General features: G+C 73.8%; 15 protein-coding genes. 8 read left to right on the forward strand and 7 right to left on the reverse strand.

What is annotated here, in order from left to right; all coding sequences use genetic code 11:
* Positions 1-45 precede the first annotated feature (45 nt).
* The 4 genes from AB5970_RS09025 to uidA all read right to left on the reverse strand — a co-directional run bounded on the left by AB5970_RS09025 (position 46) and on the right by uidA (position 9,154).
* On the reverse strand, positions 46-4,398 hold the full coding sequence (locus tag AB5970_RS09025; RefSeq protein ID WP_370503599.1) for a BTAD domain-containing putative transcriptional regulator: 4,353 nt from the start codon (positions 4,396-4,398) through the stop codon (positions 46-48).
* Between the two features lie 96 nt (positions 4,399-4,494).
* Entirely contained in the window at positions 4,495-5,919 is a 1,425-nt protein-coding gene (gene uxaC, locus AB5970_RS09030) for a glucuronate isomerase (protein ID WP_370503600.1), read from the reverse strand.
* Positions 5,920-5,921: 2 nt separating this feature from the next.
* Positions 5,922-7,322, reverse strand: a complete 1,401-nt coding sequence (gene uidB, locus AB5970_RS09035; protein ID WP_370503601.1) for a glucuronide transporter — start codon at positions 7,320-7,322, stop codon at positions 5,922-5,924.
* Positions 7,323-7,369: 47 nt separating this feature from the next.
* Positions 7,370-9,154, reverse strand: a complete 1,785-nt coding sequence (uidA, locus tag AB5970_RS09040) for a beta-glucuronidase (RefSeq protein WP_370503602.1) — start codon at positions 9,152-9,154, stop codon at positions 7,370-7,372.
* A 121-nt stretch (positions 9,155-9,275) separates the two neighbouring features.
* Here uidA and AB5970_RS09045 point away from each other — a divergent pair, with 121 nt between their 5' ends.
* The 7 genes from AB5970_RS09045 (at position 9,276) to AB5970_RS09075 (ending at position 15,635) form a co-directional block, all read left to right on the forward strand.
* The gene (locus AB5970_RS09045; protein ID WP_370503603.1) at positions 9,276-10,286 is read left to right on the forward strand and encodes a LacI family DNA-binding transcriptional regulator; all 1,011 of its coding nucleotides are present in this window, start codon (positions 9,276-9,278) and stop codon (positions 10,284-10,286) included.
* Positions 10,287-10,382: 96 nt separating this feature from the next.
* Positions 10,383-11,780 carry a mannitol dehydrogenase family protein gene (locus tag AB5970_RS09050; protein WP_370503604.1) on the forward strand — a complete coding sequence of 466 codons (1,398 nt, stop codon included), beginning with the start codon at positions 10,383-10,385 and terminating at the stop codon, positions 11,778-11,780.
* Positions 11,777-13,003: a D-mannonate dehydratase ManD gene (gene manD / locus AB5970_RS09055; protein WP_370503605.1), complete on the forward strand. Its 1,227-nt coding sequence runs from the start codon at positions 11,777-11,779 to the stop codon at positions 13,001-13,003. The genes AB5970_RS09050 and manD overlap by 4 nt, the downstream gene beginning before the upstream one ends.
* A complete protein-coding gene (locus AB5970_RS09060) occupies positions 13,000-13,497 on the forward strand; it encodes a gluconokinase (protein WP_370503606.1) in 498 nt (165 codons plus the stop codon). The genes manD and AB5970_RS09060 overlap by 4 nt, the downstream gene beginning before the upstream one ends.
* Positions 13,498-13,545: 48 nt before the next feature.
* Complete coding sequence (locus AB5970_RS09065; RefSeq protein WP_370503607.1) at positions 13,546-14,487, forward strand: carbon-nitrogen hydrolase family protein; 942 nt, start codon at positions 13,546-13,548, stop codon at positions 14,485-14,487.
* A 122-nt stretch (positions 14,488-14,609) separates the two neighbouring features.
* Positions 14,610-14,765: a hypothetical protein gene (locus tag AB5970_RS09070; RefSeq protein ID WP_370503608.1), complete on the forward strand. Its 156-nt coding sequence runs from the start codon at positions 14,610-14,612 to the stop codon at positions 14,763-14,765.
* 60 nt (positions 14,766-14,825) lie between these two features.
* Positions 14,826-15,635, forward strand: coding sequence for a PIG-L deacetylase family protein (locus AB5970_RS09075; protein ID WP_370503609.1), 810 nt, complete (start codon positions 14,826-14,828; stop codon positions 15,633-15,635).
* A 12-nt stretch (positions 15,636-15,647) separates the two neighbouring features.
* Here the strand turns inward: AB5970_RS09075 and AB5970_RS09080 are convergent, their stop codons facing one another.
* The 3 genes from AB5970_RS09080 to AB5970_RS09090 form a co-directional block, all read right to left on the reverse strand.
* Positions 15,648-16,220 carry an NADPH-dependent FMN reductase gene (locus AB5970_RS09080; protein ID WP_370503610.1) on the reverse strand — a complete coding sequence of 191 codons (573 nt, stop codon included), beginning with the start codon at positions 16,218-16,220 and terminating at the stop codon, positions 15,648-15,650.
* Positions 16,221-16,326: 106 nt separating this feature from the next.
* A complete protein-coding gene (locus tag AB5970_RS09085; protein WP_370503611.1) occupies positions 16,327-16,704 on the reverse strand; it encodes a DUF2255 family protein in 378 nt (125 codons plus the stop codon).
* A gap of 28 nt (positions 16,705-16,732) precedes the next feature.
* Positions 16,733-17,746 carry a zinc-dependent alcohol dehydrogenase family protein gene (locus AB5970_RS09090; protein WP_370503612.1) on the reverse strand — a complete coding sequence of 338 codons (1,014 nt, stop codon included), beginning with the start codon at positions 17,744-17,746 and terminating at the stop codon, positions 16,733-16,735.
* Between the two features lie 81 nt (positions 17,747-17,827).
* Between AB5970_RS09090 and AB5970_RS09095 the strand changes: the two genes are divergently transcribed.
* The gene (locus tag AB5970_RS09095) at positions 17,828-18,187 is read left to right on the forward strand and encodes a hypothetical protein (RefSeq protein WP_370503613.1); all 360 of its coding nucleotides are present in this window, start codon (positions 17,828-17,830) and stop codon (positions 18,185-18,187) included.
* Positions 18,188-18,196 lie beyond the last annotated feature (9 nt).

Consider the following 18,196-nt stretch of genomic DNA (forward strand, 5'->3'; position numbering starts at 1 on the left):
CAGGACCCCCCTCACGGAGGTATCGCCGTGGTATCGCCGCGGGTCTCAGGCGCACGCCGGCGAGTACGGGGTCCCCGGGAGGTACGCGTCCCACTCGTCCGTGGTCAGCGGGCGCCCGGCGAGCGCGCACGCGGCGGCCTTCCAGTGCTCGACGTCGAGGTCCAGGCGCTCGACGCCGATCCCGGTGCCGACGAACACCTGGCCGTCGGCGGTCGGCGCGAGCGACGCGTCGCCGTCGGTCGCCGGGATGTTCCCGGTGGAACCGATCGGCGCGTACGTGGACGCGTCCCAGATCGACAGCCGGACCTCGTCGTAGCCCGACACCCCGATCAGCAGCCGTCCGTCCGAGCTGTAGGCGAGGCTCGCGTAGTCCCCTCGGCCGCCGCTCGCGACGCGCGTCGTGTCGCCCGAGCGCAGGTCGCGCGAGACGATGTCGCCGCTCGACTCCCACGCGATCAGGCGGCGGCCGTCGAGCGTGAAGGTCATCGCCGAGACGGACGGCGTCGCGGGGTCGTCCGGCGTGGTCAGCACCCGCGCACCCGTGTGCACGTCGTAGACGATCAGCGCCGGGCCGTCACCGAACCACGACGCGGCCAGCATCGAGGAGTCGGGCGAGAAGGCGAGGGCGCGGGGCTTCGGCGGGCCGCCGTCCCGGTTCGCGAGGTCGGTGAGCGGGTCGGTGAGCACGGGAGCCAACGCGTCGGAGAGGTCCCACACCCGCACGGTGTCGGTGACGGGGAAGCCGTCGGGGTGCGCGCCCTCGGGCACCGGGGCGTCGGTCAGGTCCTCGGTGAACTCCGAGGTGGCGAGGTACTTGCCGTCGGGCGAGACCGCGAGCCAGGACGCGTGCACGTCGTCCCGGGACCACAGCAGGCGCCCGTCCGCGACGGACCACATCCGCAGGTGCCCCGTCCGGTCGGCGGCGACCACCGCGGTGCCGTCGGGCGTGACGGCGAGCGCGGTGACCCGCCGGTGCAGCGGGGGGTCGTAGGTGCCGTCCGGCTCGGGGTAGGGCCCGAGCCACAGGTCGCGCACCCTGCGCAGGTCGCCCTGGTCGAACACCGTGACCTTCCCGTCGTAGAAGCCCGCGGCGACGATCGTGCCCGGCGGGCCGACCGACACGTGGTCGATGGCCGACGTCGGGGTCGTCGCGACGATGCTGCTCGCACCACGCAGGGAGACGGTGGTGGTGCGCGACTCCTCGTCGACGGCGACGACGGTGCTCCCTCCGACGGGCAGCGCCACGAGCCGCACCGGGACGCTGGTCGCGGGCGTCCGGAGCACCAGACGCAGGGGGTCCGTGGTGAAGACCTCGACGGAGCCGTCGCGGTACCCGACGACGAGCTGCGCCCCGTCCGCGGAGAAGGCCAACGCCCCCGGCGTGGACACGCCAGGCAGGACCGTCGCGCCCCCGCCGACGTCGTGGAGCGTGACGCCGCCCAGCTGCGAGGCCACCGCGAAGATCGACCCGTCCGGGGACAGCGCCACGTCGACGGCGGCGAGGTACGGCCCGGACCAGGTCCCCGTCGCCAGGTCGACGGCGAGCGCGAGCTGCGGCGGGTTGGCCTCCGCCCGCCCGGCGTACTCCATCACGACCGCGACCCGCCGCCCGTCGGCGCTGAACCGGATGGCATCGGGGGCCTCCTGGTCGGAGCGCGACGGGGTGAGCGCCGGCAGCGGGAGGAGTCGAGGCCCGGTCCACCCGGCGCCGGCGTCGGTCCACACCCGCAGGGTCCGGTCGACCAGGGAGACGAGCGTCCGGCCGTCGGGGCTGATCGACATCCGGTCCTGCCCGAAGAAGTCGTCCGTGATCGACCCGGGAACCGGTGCAGCGGGCTCCGCGACGGCGCCGCTCGCCGCGTCGATCCGGACGATCTCGCGGCCCGAGCCGTCGGCGGTGTCGCGCATGACGGCCACGGTCCGGCCGCCGTCGACGAAGCCCGCGACCCACGGCTGGCGCCCCCAGTCGGCGCGGGGGGCCCCGATGCCCATACTCGTGATCACCCGCCCCGACCCGGCATCGACCAGATAGGGCCCCGTGTCGGTCGCGTCGTCGGTGGGCATCGCGTCCAGCACGACCCGGGAGCCGTCCGGGCTGACCGCGGAGTCGTCGAACCGCTGCGGGACGAAGACGCCGGCGCTCGCCGAGCTGACGATGTTGCGTCGCGTGAGCGCGTCGAGCAGGCTGCCCTGCAGCGAGGGCCGGGGCGACATCTCGACGGCCTGCCGGGCGAGCAGCAGGGCGACGTCGATCCGCGGCTCCGACTGGCTGGCCGAGACCAGCCGGTCACCGCGGGCGTCCGCGGCCGACGCCGCCGCCGCCAGGGCCGAGCTCGCGGCGCGCCGACCGTTCCCGACCGCGAGCGACCCACCCAGCAGGGCGACGCCCAGCAGCAGCACCACCGCGGCGAGCGCACCGACCAGCTGGCGGTTCGCCCGCGTCTTGGCCTGCAGCCGGCGCGTCTGCTCGCGGTGCTCGTCCTGCTCGTGCTCGGCCGACGCGTCGAGGAACGCCTCCTCGGTCGGGGCCAGCACCGGGTGGGCGCGCGCTCGCCACTCGAGCGCGTTCTGCAGCCGCGCCGCACGGTAGAGCTCGTCGGTCGGACGGCCCGCCCGGTCCCAGGCGTCCGCGGTGACCTGCAGGTGCGTGAGCGTGCGCTGCCCGTCGACGTCCTCGTCGAGCCAGGAGCGCAGCCGCGGCCACGCGCGCACGAGGCTCTCGTGCGCGAGTGCCGCGGTGTCGGCGTCCGTCGTGACGAGCCTGGCGCGCACCAGCAGGTCGAGGAGGCGCGGTGCGTCGTCCGTGCCCAGGAAGACCCGCGTGGGGACGCGGACCACGACCGGGTCGCCGCCGGGCGCCGACGAGACCAGCCGCTGCACCACGGCACGCAGCGCGTCGCGGTCCGCGGCGTCGAGCGACAGGTAGAGGCGCTCGGCCGACTGGGCGACCGCGCCGTTGATGCCTCCGCTCGCCGTGTATCCCGCCACGGTCAGCACGGACCCCTCCCGCCGTGCCCAGGTCTCGGCGAGAGCGTGTCCCAGCAGCGGCAGCGCGCCGCGCTCGTCCAGCACGTCCCGGACCAGCAGGTCCACGAGGCCGGGTTCGAGCAGCAGCCCGCTGCGCCGGGCGGGCTCCTCGATCGCCCGCCGCAGCGCGCCCTCCGAGAGCGGGCCGAGCAGCAGCACGCCCCGCTCGACGTGGCGCGCGAGGCCGGGGTTGCCGGACAGCGAGGCGAGGTGGTCCGCGCGGATGGTCGCGACGACCGTCCGGCCGCCGTCGACCAGCCCGGTGAGCCCGTCGAGGAAGCCGGTCACGTGCGTCGCCGAGGTCGGGGCGAACAGCTCCTCCAGCTGGTCGACCACGACGACGGGTGCGTCCTGCGCCGCGGCCGCCGCCGCGAGGGTGGCGGTCGGTGCTGCCCCGGGCGTGAGCACGACGACCGGCTGCCCGCGCCGGCGGAGCGCAGGGACCAGGCCCGCGCGGACCAGCGACGACTTGCCGGAGCCCGAGGCACCGACGACGACGAGGAAGCGGGACGTGTCCAGCCGCGCCAGGCAGTCGGTGACCTCCTGCTCGCGACCGGCGAAGAGGTCGGCCTGCTCGGCGTCGAACGACCGGAGCCCGGGATACGGGCACACGTCGGACGCACGGACCGGGGCCTCGTCGGGGCCACCGAGCGCCGGGTCCTGGTCCAGGACCGCGCGCTCGAGCTCGACCAGCTCGGACCCGGGGTCGAGGCCCACCTCCTCGCGCAGCACGGTGCGCGCCCGGCGCAGGACGTCGAGCGCCTCGCGCTGGCGGCCGGCGCGGTAGAGGGCGCGTGCGTAGAGCGCCCACCGGTGCTCGCGGGTGCTCGCCCGGCTCACCAGCCGTCGTCCTTCCGCGACCGCCTCCGCGGTGCGGCCGCAGGCCAGCAACGACTCGACCAGCTCCTCCTCCACCGACTCGCGCACCTCGGAGAGCCTCGCCGCCTCGGCGCGCCCGTCGTCCCAGTCCGCCAGGTCCGCCAGAGCCGGGCCGGACCAGCACGACAGCGCCTGGCCGTAGACGGCCGCTGCCCGGTTCGCGTCGCCGACCGCCAGGAGCTCGCGTGCCCGGCCGACCAGGCGTTCGAAGTCGACGACGTCGAGGTCGAGACCGTCGAGCTCGAGCACGTACCCGCTGCTGGTCGTCCGGATGCGCTCCGCCCCGAGAGCATGACGCAGCCGGCTCACGACGCCCTGCACGACCTTCGCCGACGACGGCGGGACGGCGTCCCCCCACAGGGCCACCGCGATCTGGTCGACGCTCAGCGGCTCCCCGGCGTGGACCACGAGAGCCGCAAGGACGACCCGGTCGCGCCGCCCGAGCGTGCCGTCGCCCTCGACCTGTGTCGGACCCAGGAGCCGGACCCTCATTCCCGGAGTCTCCGCCCGCCCGATACCGCGGTCAACGCGCGTGATACCGCGGCGATACCGGGTGCCGGGCGGCGACGCCGCGGGTCAGCACACCGCCTAGAGCCCGAACACCTGCTGGGGTCGGCCGCGCACCAGGTCCACGACCGCGTCGGCGGCCTCGTCCTCCTCGAGCCGGTGGTCGGCGACCAGGCCGGCCAGGTATCCGGCGTCGAGGCGGCGCGCCATGTCGTGCCGCGCGGGGATCGAGCAGATGGCGCGGGTGTCGTCGATGAACCCGCTGGTCCGGGACAGGCCCGCGGTCTCGGAGACCGCGGACCGCCACCGCCGGATGGCGTCGGGCGCGTCGAGGAACCACCACGGCGCGCCGACGTACACGGACGGGTAGAAGCCGGCCAGGGGTGCGAGCTCGCGGGAGAACACCGACTCGTCCAGCGTGAAGAGCACCAGCGTGAGGTTCGGGTGGGTGCCGTACCGGTCGAGCAGCGGCCGCAGCGCGTCGGTGAACGCGCCGGGCAGCGGCAGGTCGTGCCCGGTGTCCGGGCCGAACCGGGCGCCGGTCGGGCGGTGGTGGCCGCGGCGGACGCCCGGGTGGAGGGTCATGGTCAGGCCGTCCTCGGTCGCCATGCGCGCCATCTCCAGCAGCATGTGCCGACGCAGGGCCGTGGTCTGCCCGGCGCCCGCGTGGCCGTCCAGCGCCGCGCGGTAGATCCGCTCGGCGTCGGCGGCGTCCAGCGGCTCGGTGCCGACGTCCTCGTGGCTGTGGTCCGTGGAGACGCCGCCGTGCCGCCGGAAGTGGTCGCGACGGTGCTCCATCGCGGCCACCCACCCCGCGTACGAGCCGGTGTCGACCCCGGCGACGGCGCCCAGGTGCAGCACGTCCCGGGCCCACTCGGGCCGGCCGGCCTCGAGGTACCGGTCGGGCCGGAACGTGGGCACCACCCGGCCGGTGAAGGTCGGGTCGTCCCGCAGCGCGGCGTGCGCGGCCAGGTCGTCCGCCGGGTCGTCGGTGGTGGCGAGCACCTCGATGCGGAACCGGTCGAAGAGCGCCCGCGGCCGGAACGTCGGCTGCGCGAGCTGGCCGGCGATCGCGTCGTAGAGCTCGTCGGCCGTCTCGGCGCTCGGCCGCACGTCCACGCCGAACACGTCGACCAGCGCGCTCTCCAGCCAGTACTTCACCGGGGTGCCGCGGTAGGCCGACCAGTTCCGGCAGAGCAGGCGCCAGGCCTCGCGCGCCGCCTCGGGAGACAGGGGACCCTGCCCTACCCCGAGCCGGTCGAGCGGGACGCCGGACGCGTGCAGCAGCCGGGTGACGTAGTGGTCCGGCGTGACCAGCAGCGTCGTCGGGTCCGTGAACGGCCGGTCCTCGAGGAGGAGCCTGGCCTCGACGTGCCCGTGCGGGGAGAGGATCGGCAGGTCGCGCACCTCGTCGTAGAGGCGTCGGGCGATGGACCGGACCTCCGGTGCCGTCGGCAGCAGCCGGTCGGGGTGGAGGCGCAGGGCCTGCGCGGTGGCGGTCGACACGGTCAGTCCTCCCGCGCGGCGCGGCGAGCGGCGACCTCGGCCACCATGGTGCGGAAGCGGGTCTCGGTCAGGGGGTAGAAGACCATGATGAGGACGCCGATCGTGATGAAGGCCGCCGGCACGAAGCCGGCGATGTAGCGGATGCCGTCCTGGGTGGCCTGGCTCTGCACGTCCTGCTGGGCCACGTAGCCCACGAAGGCGAGGCCGAACGCCGCGGCGGCACCACCGACCGCCTGCCCGACCTTGCGGGTGAAGGAGAAGACCGCGTAGGTGGTGCCTTCGGTCCGCACGCCGGTCCGCCACTCGCCGTACTCGACGGTGTCGGCCTCCAGCGCCCACATCAGGGTGTTCACCGCGGCCATGCCCACGCCGTAGAGGCCGAAGAACGCGATGGCGAGCCCCGGGCGGGTCGACGGTGTCAGGGCGATGCCGAGAGCGGCGACGATCGCGACGACGCTGCTGGCCACGTAGGCGGGCTTCTTGCCGACAGCCCGCACGATGCGGGGGATGAAGCCGGCGACCACGAACATCACGCCGGTGCTCACGACCGTCAGGATGATGAAGTAGTTGGCGTCGCCGAGCACGTCTCGGGCGTAGTACGCCTGGACGGTCTGCAGCGTGAACATGCCGACCAGGAACGACAGCGCACTCAGGCACAGCATGAGCAGCGGGCGGTTGCCCTTGAGCGTGCCGAGGCTCTGCTTGAGGGTCACGTGGGCCACGTCGCGGGCCACGCGCTCCTTCGACGTCGAGAACAGCAGCATGTAGAGGCCGAACCCGATGACGACGAACAGCAGGGTGGTCAGGGTCAGCGACTGCTGGAGGTTGTCGGAGCTCTTGATCTGCGGCGCCACGATGAACGCCAGCGCGATGATCGTCGCCGCGGTCCCCATGGACCGGAAGCTCGCCAGCCTGGCGCGCTCGACGGGCTCCTGCGTCATGGCCGACGCGAGCGAGCCGTAGGGGATGTTCACGAGGCTGTAGGCCAGCCCGAGCGCCGCGTAGGTGACGTAGGCGTAGATGAGCTTGCCGGTCCCGCCGAGGCCGCCGGGGACGGTGAACGTCGCGACCGACAGCAGGAGCAGGGGGAGCGAGCCGAACAGGAAGAACGGCCGGAACTTGCCCCACCGCGTCATGGTCTTGTCCACCTGGCGGCCGGCCCAGATGTCCGCGAACGCGTCCCAGACCCGCACCACGAGGAACAGGGTCCCCGCGGCGGCGGCCGAGATGCCGACGACGTCGGTGTAGTAGAGCAGCAGGAACATCGACGTCATCGAGAACGCCAGGTTGTTGCCCGCGTCCCCGGCGGCGTACCCGAGGTACGTGCGGAACCGGAGCTTGGGTGGGGGTGTCGGGCTGGGGGTGGTGGTGATCGGGTCGGAGACAGCGACGGTGCTGGTCATGTCGACTCCTCGGTCGGGCCGCGGCGCGGCGGGGTTGCTGGGGCTTGTCACGGCTTGCTGGTCCAGCGGCGGCGCAGCACGTGCGCCGCGGCCTTGGGTCGGCGGTCCCGGGTGAAGACGCCCTTCTTGTTGCCGTCGACCCGGAACACGCTGTTCGACGCGGTGGCGAAGTCGGCGAAGTTCCAGACCTGCTCGCCGACGACCGCGTCGACCGCGTCGAAGACGCGGTGGTTCATGTCCAGGTACTCGACCTGGTACTCCTCGGACCACGGCTGCGGGGTCAGGGAGTGCACGCCGGCCACGGTGTCGGCGCCGTACTCGGTGATGATGATCGGCTTGCCGTCCGTGGCCCACTGCTGCAGCTCGGCCAACCAGGCGGCCTCCGCGGCCACGAGGTCGCCGGTGTTGACGTACCAGCCGTAGTAGCGGTTGAGCATGATCACGTCGCCCAGCTCCGACACCTGGCAGGCGCCGTGCGGCGCGAGCATCACGTTGACGAAGCCGACCGGTCGGCTGGTGTCCAGCTCGCGCGTCAGGGCGAACAGCGGCTCGAAGTAGGCGCGCGCGGCGTCGGTGTCGGACTCCGGCTCGTTGGCGATGGACCAGAGCACGACGCTCGGGTGGTTCTTGTCCCGCGCGACGAGCTCCCGGATGGCCTGCTTGTGCGCCTCCTGGCTGACGTCGTTGACGGTCTCGGGGGAGAACGTGGTGTAGCTCTGGCCGCCGAAGATCCCGCCCGCCAGGCCCATGTTCTGCCCGACGGCCGCGACCTCGTCGATGACGACGATGCCCTTGCGGTCCGCGTACTCGTAGACCTCCTCGGCGTACGGGTAGTGCGAGGTGCGGAACGAGTTGGCGCCGATCCAGTCGAGCAGCTCGAAGTCGTGCACCAGGTAGGCGTCGTCGTGCCCCTTGCCGCGCACGGCGGTGTCCTCGTGCTTGCCGAAGCCCTGGAAGTAGAACGGCTCGCCGTTGATCAGGAACTGGGTGCCGCGCACCTCGACGGTGCGGATGCCGACGCTCTGGTGGTAGCTGTCGAGGCGCCGGCCGGACCCGTCGAGCAGCTCGATCTCGGCGTCGTAGAGGTACCCGTCGCCGGGGCCCCACAGGTGCGCGTCGGCCACCTCGAGCTCGCCCCGGGCGCCCGTGGCAGTCGCGACGGTGACGCCGTCGGCGTCCCGCAGGCTCACGCGGACCGTGTGCTCCGCGGTGCCGGCGACCGACACGGCGTAGGCGACGACCCCGGTGCTGCCGCGGCGGTCGGTGGTGACCACGACGTCGTCGACGTAGGTGGTCGGCGTGGCGTAGAGCCAGACCGACCGGTGCAGGCCGGCGTAGTTGAAGAAGTCGTGGAAGTACTGCTGCCGGCGGCCCTGCGGGGTGTCGTGCACGATGCCCGGGGGGATCGTCTGGAAGCTGAGCTCGTTGTTCACCACGACGGTCACCCGGACCTCGTCCCCGGGGGAGACCAGCGCGGTGACGTCGGCCTCGAACGGCGTGTAGCCGCCCTCGTGGCGGGCCACCTCGGTGTCCCCGACCCAGACGACCGCGGCGTGGGTGGCGGAGTCGAACCGGAGCGCGACGCGCTGGCCGGCCCAGCCGCGGGGGACCCGCACGGTCGTCTGGTACCAGGCGTCGCCGACGTGGTCGCGCCCGGTCGTCCCGACGAGCACGTCGTTGTAGCTCGCCGGGACGGGCATGGCCTGCGGGTCGGTCAGCGGGGCACGGTGCCAGCCCTCGCGCCGACCGGTACCCGCGCCGTCGAGGCGGAAGTCCCACAGGCCGTTCAGCGCCTTGCGCTCGCGGCTCGGGGTGTCCTGGGGACGAAGCATCGGTGCTCTCCTCTCATCGCCGGCGGAGCATCTGCGCAGCGGCCGGTGATCCCATTGAGACCCCGGGATCACCGGACGACAAGCGGTTGCCATGACTTGTCGCGGTCCCTACCGTTCGAGGGTGGACGAGCGCCGGGTGCCGACGATCTACGACGTGGCCGCGGCCTGCGGCGTGGCCCCGTCGACGGTGTCGCGGGCGTTCTCCCGGCCGGGCCGGGTCAACGCCGAGACCGCCGCGCGCATCCGGCAGGTGGCCGAGGAGATGGGCTACCGGGCGAACCCGCTGGCCCGCGCGCTGCCCACCGGCAAGACGTCGCTGCTCGCGCTCGTGGTCTCGGACGTGACCAACCCGTTCTACTTCGAGATCATCCGCGGCGCCGAGATCGCCGCCACCGACGCGGACTACACGCTCCTCGTCGCGGACGTGCACGAGTCGGCGACGGCGGAGCGCAAGGCGCTCGAGCGCGCGCTGCCGCTGGTCGAGGGCGTGGTGCTGGGCACCTCGCGGATGTCCGACTCGGCGATCCGGGTGATGGCCAAGCAGCGGCCCACGGTGGTGCTGAACCGGGTGCTCACCGGAATCCCGAGCGTCATCACCGACAACGCGCGCGGCACGCGCCGGGCCGTGGAGCACCTGGCCGCGCTCGAGCACCGGACGATCGGCTACGCCGCGGGCCCGGAGGCGTCCTGGGCCGACGGCATGCGGTGGCGCGCGATGCGCGAGGCGGCCGAGGCGCTCGACCTGCGGGTGCAGAGGTTCGGCCCGTTCGCGCCGACGCTCGCCGGGGGAGCGGAGGCGGCCGCGGCGGTCGCCGGCTCGTCGGTGACGGCCGTGGTGGCCTACAACGACCTCGTCGCGATCGGCCTCATGCGAGGGTTGGCCGCGGCGGGGGTCCGGGTGCCGCGCGACGTGAGCGTGGTCGGCTTCGACGACATCTTCGGCGCCGAGCTCTGCTCGCCGGCCCTGACCACGGTCGCGGCGCCGCTGGCCGCGCTCGGCCGGTACGCGGTGCAGACGCTGCTGACCGGCATGGCGTCCCGCACGCCGCCCCAGGTCCGTCCCGCGCTGCTGCCCGCCGAGCTGGTGGTGCGGGAGTCCACCGGGCGACGGGTGCGCCGCCGCCGGGCGTGACCGGCGGCAAGTGATGGCAACCGATTGCCATCCCGCGTCGCCAGGGTGCTGAATGGTCGAGGACCGACGAGGGTCCGACGACCAGGAGGTGGAGCCGTGCACGACGCGACAGGCTGGGAGCGCACCGAGCCCCCGGCACCGGTGCGGATCGTCCACCTCGGGCTCGGCGCCTTCGCCCGCGCCCATCTGCTCTGGTACACCCAGCGCGCCAACGAGTCCGCCACCCCGGAGCAGTGGGGCGTCGCCGCCTTCACGGGCCGGTCCGCCGCCGCGGCCGAGGCGCTCGCGCGGCAGGACGGCCGGTACACGCTGCTGGTCCGCTCGCCCGAGGGCGACGCGCCGACCACGATCGACGCCCTGGTCGCCGTCCACGACGGCGCGGACTCCGACGCCTGGCGCGAGTACTTCCGCCGGCGCGAGGTCGGCGTGGTCACCCTGACCGTCACCGAGGCCGGCTACCGGCGCACGTCGTCCGGCGAGCTCGACCGCCACGACCCCGAGGTCGCCCGCGACCTGGACCGCCTCCGCGCCGGCGAGCCCGCGCGCACCGCCCCCGGGCGGCTCGTCGACGGGCTCCGGGCGCGCCGCTCGGCGGGCGCCGGCCCGATCGCGGTCGTCAGCTGCGACAACCTGCCCGACAACGGCAGCGTCGTGCGCCGCGTCACGCTGGACGTCGCGTCCCGGGTCGACGAGTCGCTCGCCGGCTGGATCGCGCAGCACGTCGCGTTCGTGTCCACCATGGTCGACCGGATCACGCCCGCGACCACCGAGGCCGACCGCGCGATCGTGCGCAGCCTGACCGGGCGCGAGGACCGCTCCCCGGTGGTCACCGAGCCCTTCAGCGAGTGGGTGGTGCAGGGGCAGTTCCCGGCCGGTCGCCCGCGGTGGGACCTCGCGGGTGCCCGGTTCGTCGACGACCTCGAGCCGTACGAGCGCCGCAAGCTCTGGCTGCTCAACGCCGGGCACTCGCTGCTCGCGTACGAGGGCCTGTCACGCGGCCTGGAGACGGTCGCGGAGGCGTTCGCCGACCCGGACTGCCGAGCCCGGCTCGAGCAGCTGTGGTCGGAGGCGGCCGCCGTCCTGCCCCTGCCCGTCGAGGACGCCACCGCCGCCCTGCGCACGCGGTTCGCCAACGCCCGCATCGAGCACCGGCTCGCCCAGATTGCCAAGGACGGGTCCGCGAAGCTCCCCGTCCGGATCCTCGCCGTGGCCCAGGAGCGCGCGGCCGCCGGCCTCCCGGTGGGCCGGGCGGGCGCGGGCGTCGTCGCCGCCTGGATCGACCACCTCGGCACGATCGACCCGGCGACGTCCGACCCCGGCGCCGCCGACCTGGTCGCGCGCCTGCCGGGGCAGGGCAGCTCGACCCGCGCGACGCTGGCCCTGGACCTCCTCGCCCCCCGACTCGCCCGCAAGGACGTCTACGCCCGGCACGTGGCCGAGCTGCTCGCCGTCCGCCGTCCCACCACACCCACCCTCGCAGGAGCCCGACCATGAAGATCGTCGCCGCCGACGTCGTCGTCACCAGCCCGAACCGCAACTTCGTCACCCTGAAGATCACCACCGACGACGGGCTCACCGGCCTCGGGGACGCCACCCTGAACGGCCGCGAGCTCGCGGTGGTCAGCTACCTGCGCGACCACGTGGCGCCGCTGCTCATCGGCCGCGACCCGCAGCGGATCGAGGACACCTGGCAGTTCCTCTACCGCAGCGCCTACTGGCGGCGCGGTCCGGTGACCATGGCCGCGATCGCCTCGGTCGACATGGCCCTGTGGGACATCAAGGGCAAGGCCGCGGGCATGCCCGTCTACCAGCTGCTGGGCGGCGCGAGCCGCAACGGCCTGATGGCGTACGGCCACGCGTCCGGCGTCGACCTGCCGTCCCTGTTCGACTCCGTCCGGGAGCACCAGGAGCTGGGCTACCGCTCCATCCGGGTGCAGACGGGGGTGCCGGGCCTCAAGGCCATCTACGGCATCGCCGCGCAGTCGACGGGCGAGGAGCGCTACGACCACGAGCCCGCCCAGCGTGGCGCCTACCCGGCCGAGGAGGACTGGGACACCCGGGCCTACCTGCGGCACGTCCCGACGGTGTTCGAGGCCGTGCGCAACGAGTTCGGGCCGGAGCTGCCGCTGCTGCACGACGGCCACCACCGGATGACCCCGATCCAGGCCGCCAAGCTGGGCAAGTCGCTCGAGCCGTACGACCTGTTCTGGCTCGAGGACTGCACGCCGGCCGAGAACCAGGAGGCCCTGCGGCTGGTCCGCCAGCACACGACGACCCCGCTGGCCATCGGCGAGATCTTCAACACCGTGTGGGACTTCCAGGGGCTCATCAAGGAGCAGCTCATCGACTACGTGCGCGCCGCCTCGACGCACTTCGGCGGGATCAGCCCGCTGAAGAAGGTCATGGACTACGCCGCGCAGTACCAGGTGAAGTCCGGGTTCCACGGCCCGACCGACATCTCGCCGGTGGGCCTGGCCGCGCAGATGCACGTCGGCCTGGCCATCCACAACTTCGGCATCCAGGAGTACATGCAGCACGGGGAGAAGACCAACGCGGTGTTCGACCAGTCCTTCACCTTCGTCGACGGCTACCTGCACCCGGGCGACAAGCCGGGCCTGGGCGTCGAGCTCGACGTCGACGAGGCCGGCAGGTACCCGTACGAGGTCGCGTACCTGCCGTACAACCGGCTGGCCGACGGTACGGTCCACGACTGGTGACCCGCCTCGTCGTGATGGGCGTCTCCGGCTGCGGCAAGTCAACGGTCGGCGCCCTGCTCGCGCAGCGCCTGGGGGTCGCGTTCCTCGACGCCGACAGCCTGCACCCGCCAGCCAACCTCGCGAAGATGGCCGGGGGAGTGCCGCTCACCGACGCCGACCGCTGGCCGTGGCTCCGGCTCGTCGGCGCGGCGCTCGCCGCGGAACCGCACGGCGCGGTCGTGGCGTGCTCGGCGTTGCGGCGGCCGTACCGGGACCTGCTGCGGGAGGCCGCACCCGACCTCCGGTTCGTCCACCTCGTCGGCACCCGCGCGCAGCTGGCTGCCCGCATGAGCTCCCGGGACGGCCACTTCATGCCGGTGTCGCTGCTGGACACGCAGCTGGCGACCCTCGAGCCGCTCGCCCCCGACGAGCCCGGGGTCGAGCTGGACTGCACGCTCGACCCCGGGTCGCTCGTCGGGGCCGCCCTCCGCGAGGTCGTCGCCGTCACGCGCTGACCAGCACACCCTCCTGTCCCGGCCCCGCCGCGGTCGATACGCTGCAGGATGGCTGTCACTCGCGTCGCCGCGGTCCAGGCGACCCCCGTCCTGATGGACCGGCAGGCGTGCCTCGACAAGGCGGTGCGGCTGATCGGGAAGGCCGCGGCCGAGGGCGCGCAGGTCGTCGTCTTCCCGGAGGCCTTCATCCCGGGCACTCCCGTCTGGATGGACTCCCGGCCGATCTGGGACGGGGACGAGGAGTGGTTCGCGCTGCTGGTGGACCAGGCCGTCGTGGTCCCCGGTCCGGTCACCGAGGCCCTCGGCGCCGCGGCCGCCGCCGCCGGGGTCCATGTCGTCGTCAACGTCGAGGAGCGCGAGCCGCACGGCTCGACGATCTACAACACGACGCTCTACCTCGGCCCCGACGGGGCGCTGCTCGCCACGCACCGCAAGCTGATGCCCACCGGCTCGGAGCGCACCGTCTGGGGCATGGGCGACGGCTCCACGCTGCCCGTCGTCGACACCCCGCACGGCCGGATCGGCGGCCTGACGTGCTGGGAGAACTACATGCCCCTGGCCCGGTTCTACCTCTACGCGCAGGGCATCGACATCTGGGTGGCACCCACCCTGGCGCAGGGCGACGGCTGGATCGCCACCCTGCGGCACATCGCCCGCGAGGGTCGGTGCTACGTCGTCGGCGCGAACCCGTGCACGCACGTCGACCAGATCCCCGCCGGCTTCCCGCGGCGTGACGAGGTCTGGCCGGTGAAGGACGGGGACGACGGCTGGGTGGAGCCCGGCAACAGCGTGATCGTGGGTCCGAACGGTGAGCTGCTCGCCGGCCCGGTCCGCCACGAGGAGGCCATCCTGACGGCGGACGTCGACCTCGCGCAGGTCCGCGCGGCGCGCCGCATGTTCGACCCCGTCGGGCACTACAACCGCCCGGACATCTTCCGGCTCACGGTGGACACCCGCCCGCGCCCGGCGTTCACCGTCGGCGACGCGTAGCGGGGGATCGCCCGCTCTCGGCGTGCGCGACGGACCGCGCAGGTCGACCATGCGAAGTGTCAGGTCGATCAGCGGCCGGGCGGTCGTCGACCCCGACGGCCGCGTCGTAGAGAGGCATCACCATGGCTCTGTGGCTGGTTCTCATCATCATCGGCGTCATCATGATCGTGCTCGGCGTGGCCGTCACGGCAGCGAAGGTGCTGCTGTGGATCGGCATCGCCCTGCTGGTGATCAGCCTGATCGGGTGGATCGTCGGCCGGGGTCGCTCCCGGGCCTAGGAACCTGTCGCCGCCCCGAATTCACTTGCCCCGCGCGTGACGCCCCGGGACCGTCGGGGCATGGACCAGGCGGGGGACGCCCGCGGTGCGGCGCACGGCCTCGCGGTGTGCGTGGCGCACCCGGACGACGAGGCGTACGCGGTGTACGGCACGGTGGCTCTGCATTGCGACGACCCGGCGTTCCGGCTGGCCGTGCTGCACGCCACCGACGGCGACGCGGGCGAGATCGCCCCCGGGGTCGACGCGACGCCCGCGTCGCTGGCCGGCGTGCGCCGTGACGAGTCCCGGCGCGGCTGGCTCGCGGTGGGCCGGGCGCCCGCGCGCCACGACTTCCTGGGCCTGCCCGACGGCGGGGTGGCCGACGTGCCGTTCGCCGGGCTGGTCGACACCGTCGCGGCCTTCCTGGACGCGGAGCGCCCCGCGGTCGTCGTCACGTTCGGTCCCGACGGCGTCACGGGCCACCCGGACCACGTCACCGTCGGCCGCGCCACCGACGAGGCGTTCGAGCGGGTGCGCAGGGACGGCGGGCCGGGCCTGCGCCGGCTCCTGCACGCGGGCATCCCGGACGCGCAGTTCGCGCGGCACCAGGCCTGGCTGGCCCGGCACGGCAAGCCGGTGTGGGACCCCACGAGGCTCTACCACCTGCGCGGGTTCCCCGACGAGCTGCTCGGGGTCAGCGTCGACACCCGGCCCGTCTCCGACCTCGTGGTCGCGGGGTTGACGCAGCACCGCACGCAGCGGCACGTGCTCTACGACCCCGCGGGCTCCGAGGACCTGTGGCGGCGGACGGTCGGCCGGGAGTCGTACGCGATCGCGTGGCCGCCCGGGGAGCACGCGACGCCGCTGCGCGACGTCTTCGAGGGGCTGTAGGACCGGACCGGCTCAGCCGCGGGGCAGCACGGTCAGGACGCGGACCAGGTGGTCGTGGAACTCGGTCATGTAGGCGCGCAGGAACGCGGCCGTCGAGTCGTCGCTGACCTCACCGTCGGGCGAGAAGACCTCGGGCGAGTAGTGGATGTACGCCTCGGGCGACGTCATCTGCCGGGCGTTGCAGAAGCTGAGCACGGCCCGCAGGCTCTGCTGGCCCACCGCGGTGCCGATGGCCCCGATCGACGCCCCGATCACGGCGGCCGGCATGTGGTCGAACGAGTTCTGGCCCCACGGGCGCGACGCCCAGTCGATGGCGTTCTTCAGGGCGCCCGGGATGGACCGGTTGTACTCGGGCGAGACGAACAGCACCGCGTCGATGCCGGCGATGGCCTCCTTGAGCGCCCGCGCCTCGGGCGGGTAGTCCGCGTCGTAGTCCGGGCTGTACAGCGGGAGGTTGCCGATGGGGAGCTCGACGAACTCGAGGTCACCGGGCGCGAGCGCGATGAGCGCCTTCGACAGGATCCGGTTGATCGACGTGGACGAGAGGCTCCCGACGAAGTACCCGACCGTGTAGCTGCGAGACATGGCTGATCCGTTCCCGACGACCTGGGTCGCGAGTCCGGCCGTCGATCTCGACGCGTGCGCGAACCTGACCTCTCGACAGTACGTCCGGCGCGTCGGTGGCCGCCTCTCAGGGCGACGGCACCACGCGTAGGGTCACGTCGCGGACGGCCGGGCCCACGATGGCGCCGACGGGCGCCGGGCCGTAGCGGTCGTACTTGGCGTGCAGCGCGGCGTCGAGGGCGTCGTGCGGCGCGTCGTCGCCCGGCTCGAACGTTACGTCCTTCTGCACGCCCCCGATCCGCACGCGGCCGGCACCCGCCTCGCGCGCGCGCCGGAACCACCCGTTCTGGGGGCCGTGCGCCGAGCGGATGTAGACCTCGTCGCCGTGGCCGACGAACCAGATCGTCACGAACGGCCGCAGGGTGCCGTCGGGCCGTCGGGAGGCGACCTCGAGCTCGTCGACCCGCTCGATGCGCCGGAGCTCGTCGGCGGTCCAGCTGCTCATGGTGTCTCCTCCGGTCTGCTGAGGCTGGTCACGGCTGCAGGAGCACCTTGATGGCGCGCCGCTCGTCCATCGCGCGGTAGCCCTCGGCCACCTGCGCGAGCGGGAGCGTGAGGTCGAAGACCTTGCCGGGGTCGATCTGCCGGGTCCACACGAGGTCGATCAGGTGCGGGAGGTAGGCCCGGACGGGGGCCGGGCCGCCGCGGATGCCCTTGTTGGCCCAGAACAGCTGGTCGGTCGGGAGGTCGCCGTGCGGGACGCCGACCAGGCCGATCATCCCGCCGGGCCGCGCGCTCTGCACGGCCTGCAGACGCGCCTCCTCGGTGCCGACGCACTCGAGCACGGCGTCCGCGCCGATCCCGTCGGTCAGCTCTCGCACGCGCGCCAGCCCCTCCTCGCCGCGCTCCGCGACGAGGTGCGTGGCGCCGAACTCGGTGGCGACCTTCTGCCGGTCGGCGTGCCGGCTCATCGCGATGATCGTCCCGGCGCCCAGCTGGGCCGCGGCGAGCACCCCGCTCAGCCCGACCGCGCCGTCGCCGACCACCACCACGCTGCTGCCGGGACCCACGCCGGCGGACACCGCGGCGTGCCAGCCGGTGGCCATGACGTCCGAGAGGGCGAGCAGGCTCGGGATCAGGTCGTCGTCGGGCTGCCCCGGCGTGGCGATCAGTGTGCCGTCGGCGTTCGGGACGCGGATCTTCTCCGCCTGGCACCCGTCGTAGCCGCCGCCGTGCAGACAGGCCGAGTGCATGCCCTTGCGGCACACCGGGCAGGTGTTGTCGCTGTGCAGGAACCCGCCGACGACGAAGTCGCCGGGCCGGACCGTGGCGACGGCGCCGCCGACCGCCTCGACGATCCCGACGTACTCGTGCCCGATCGGGGTCGGCCGCGGCACATCCGCCAGCCCCCGGTACCGCCACAGGTCCGATCCGCAGACGCACGCGGCGACCGTGCGGACGACGGCGTCGGTCGGCTCGACGACCGTGGGGTCGGGGCGCTCCTCGAAGCGCACGTCGTTCGGTCCGTAGATGATCGCTCCGCGCATGACCCCATGGAACACGGCTGCGGGCACCGCGGGGAGGCCCTGCCAGTACCCCTCACGCGGGAACGGCCGGACACTGTGGGGATGCGGACCCCCTTCGTGCACACCGCGGTCGTCGAGCTCGCAGACGGTGCCGCGGTCGACGGCCCGGGGGCGGCGATCACCCTCGCCCTCTGCGGGTCGTGGGAGCACGACCCGCCGTGCCCGCTGGCGGCGCACCACACGCGGGCCGACGCCGTCGGGGACGAGGTCCGGCTCCGGGTCCTGTTCGCGGCCGAGCCCGCCGACGAGGCGCGGGTGCGTGCGCTCGTCGAGTCGGCCCTGGCCGGCGGGTCCGTCGTCGGGCCGGACGGGCGCACCAGCCGATGGACCGTGCTGGGCGCCGGACCCGGCGTGGTCGAGCCCGAGGAGGCGGCGCACGGCGAGCGGCTGACCCGGAGCTGACCCACCCCG

The organism is Cellulomonas sp. ICMP 17802, from assembly GCF_041295535.1.
In the GTDB taxonomy this organism is placed as follows: domain Bacteria; phylum Actinomycetota; class Actinomycetes; order Actinomycetales; family Cellulomonadaceae; genus Cellulomonas.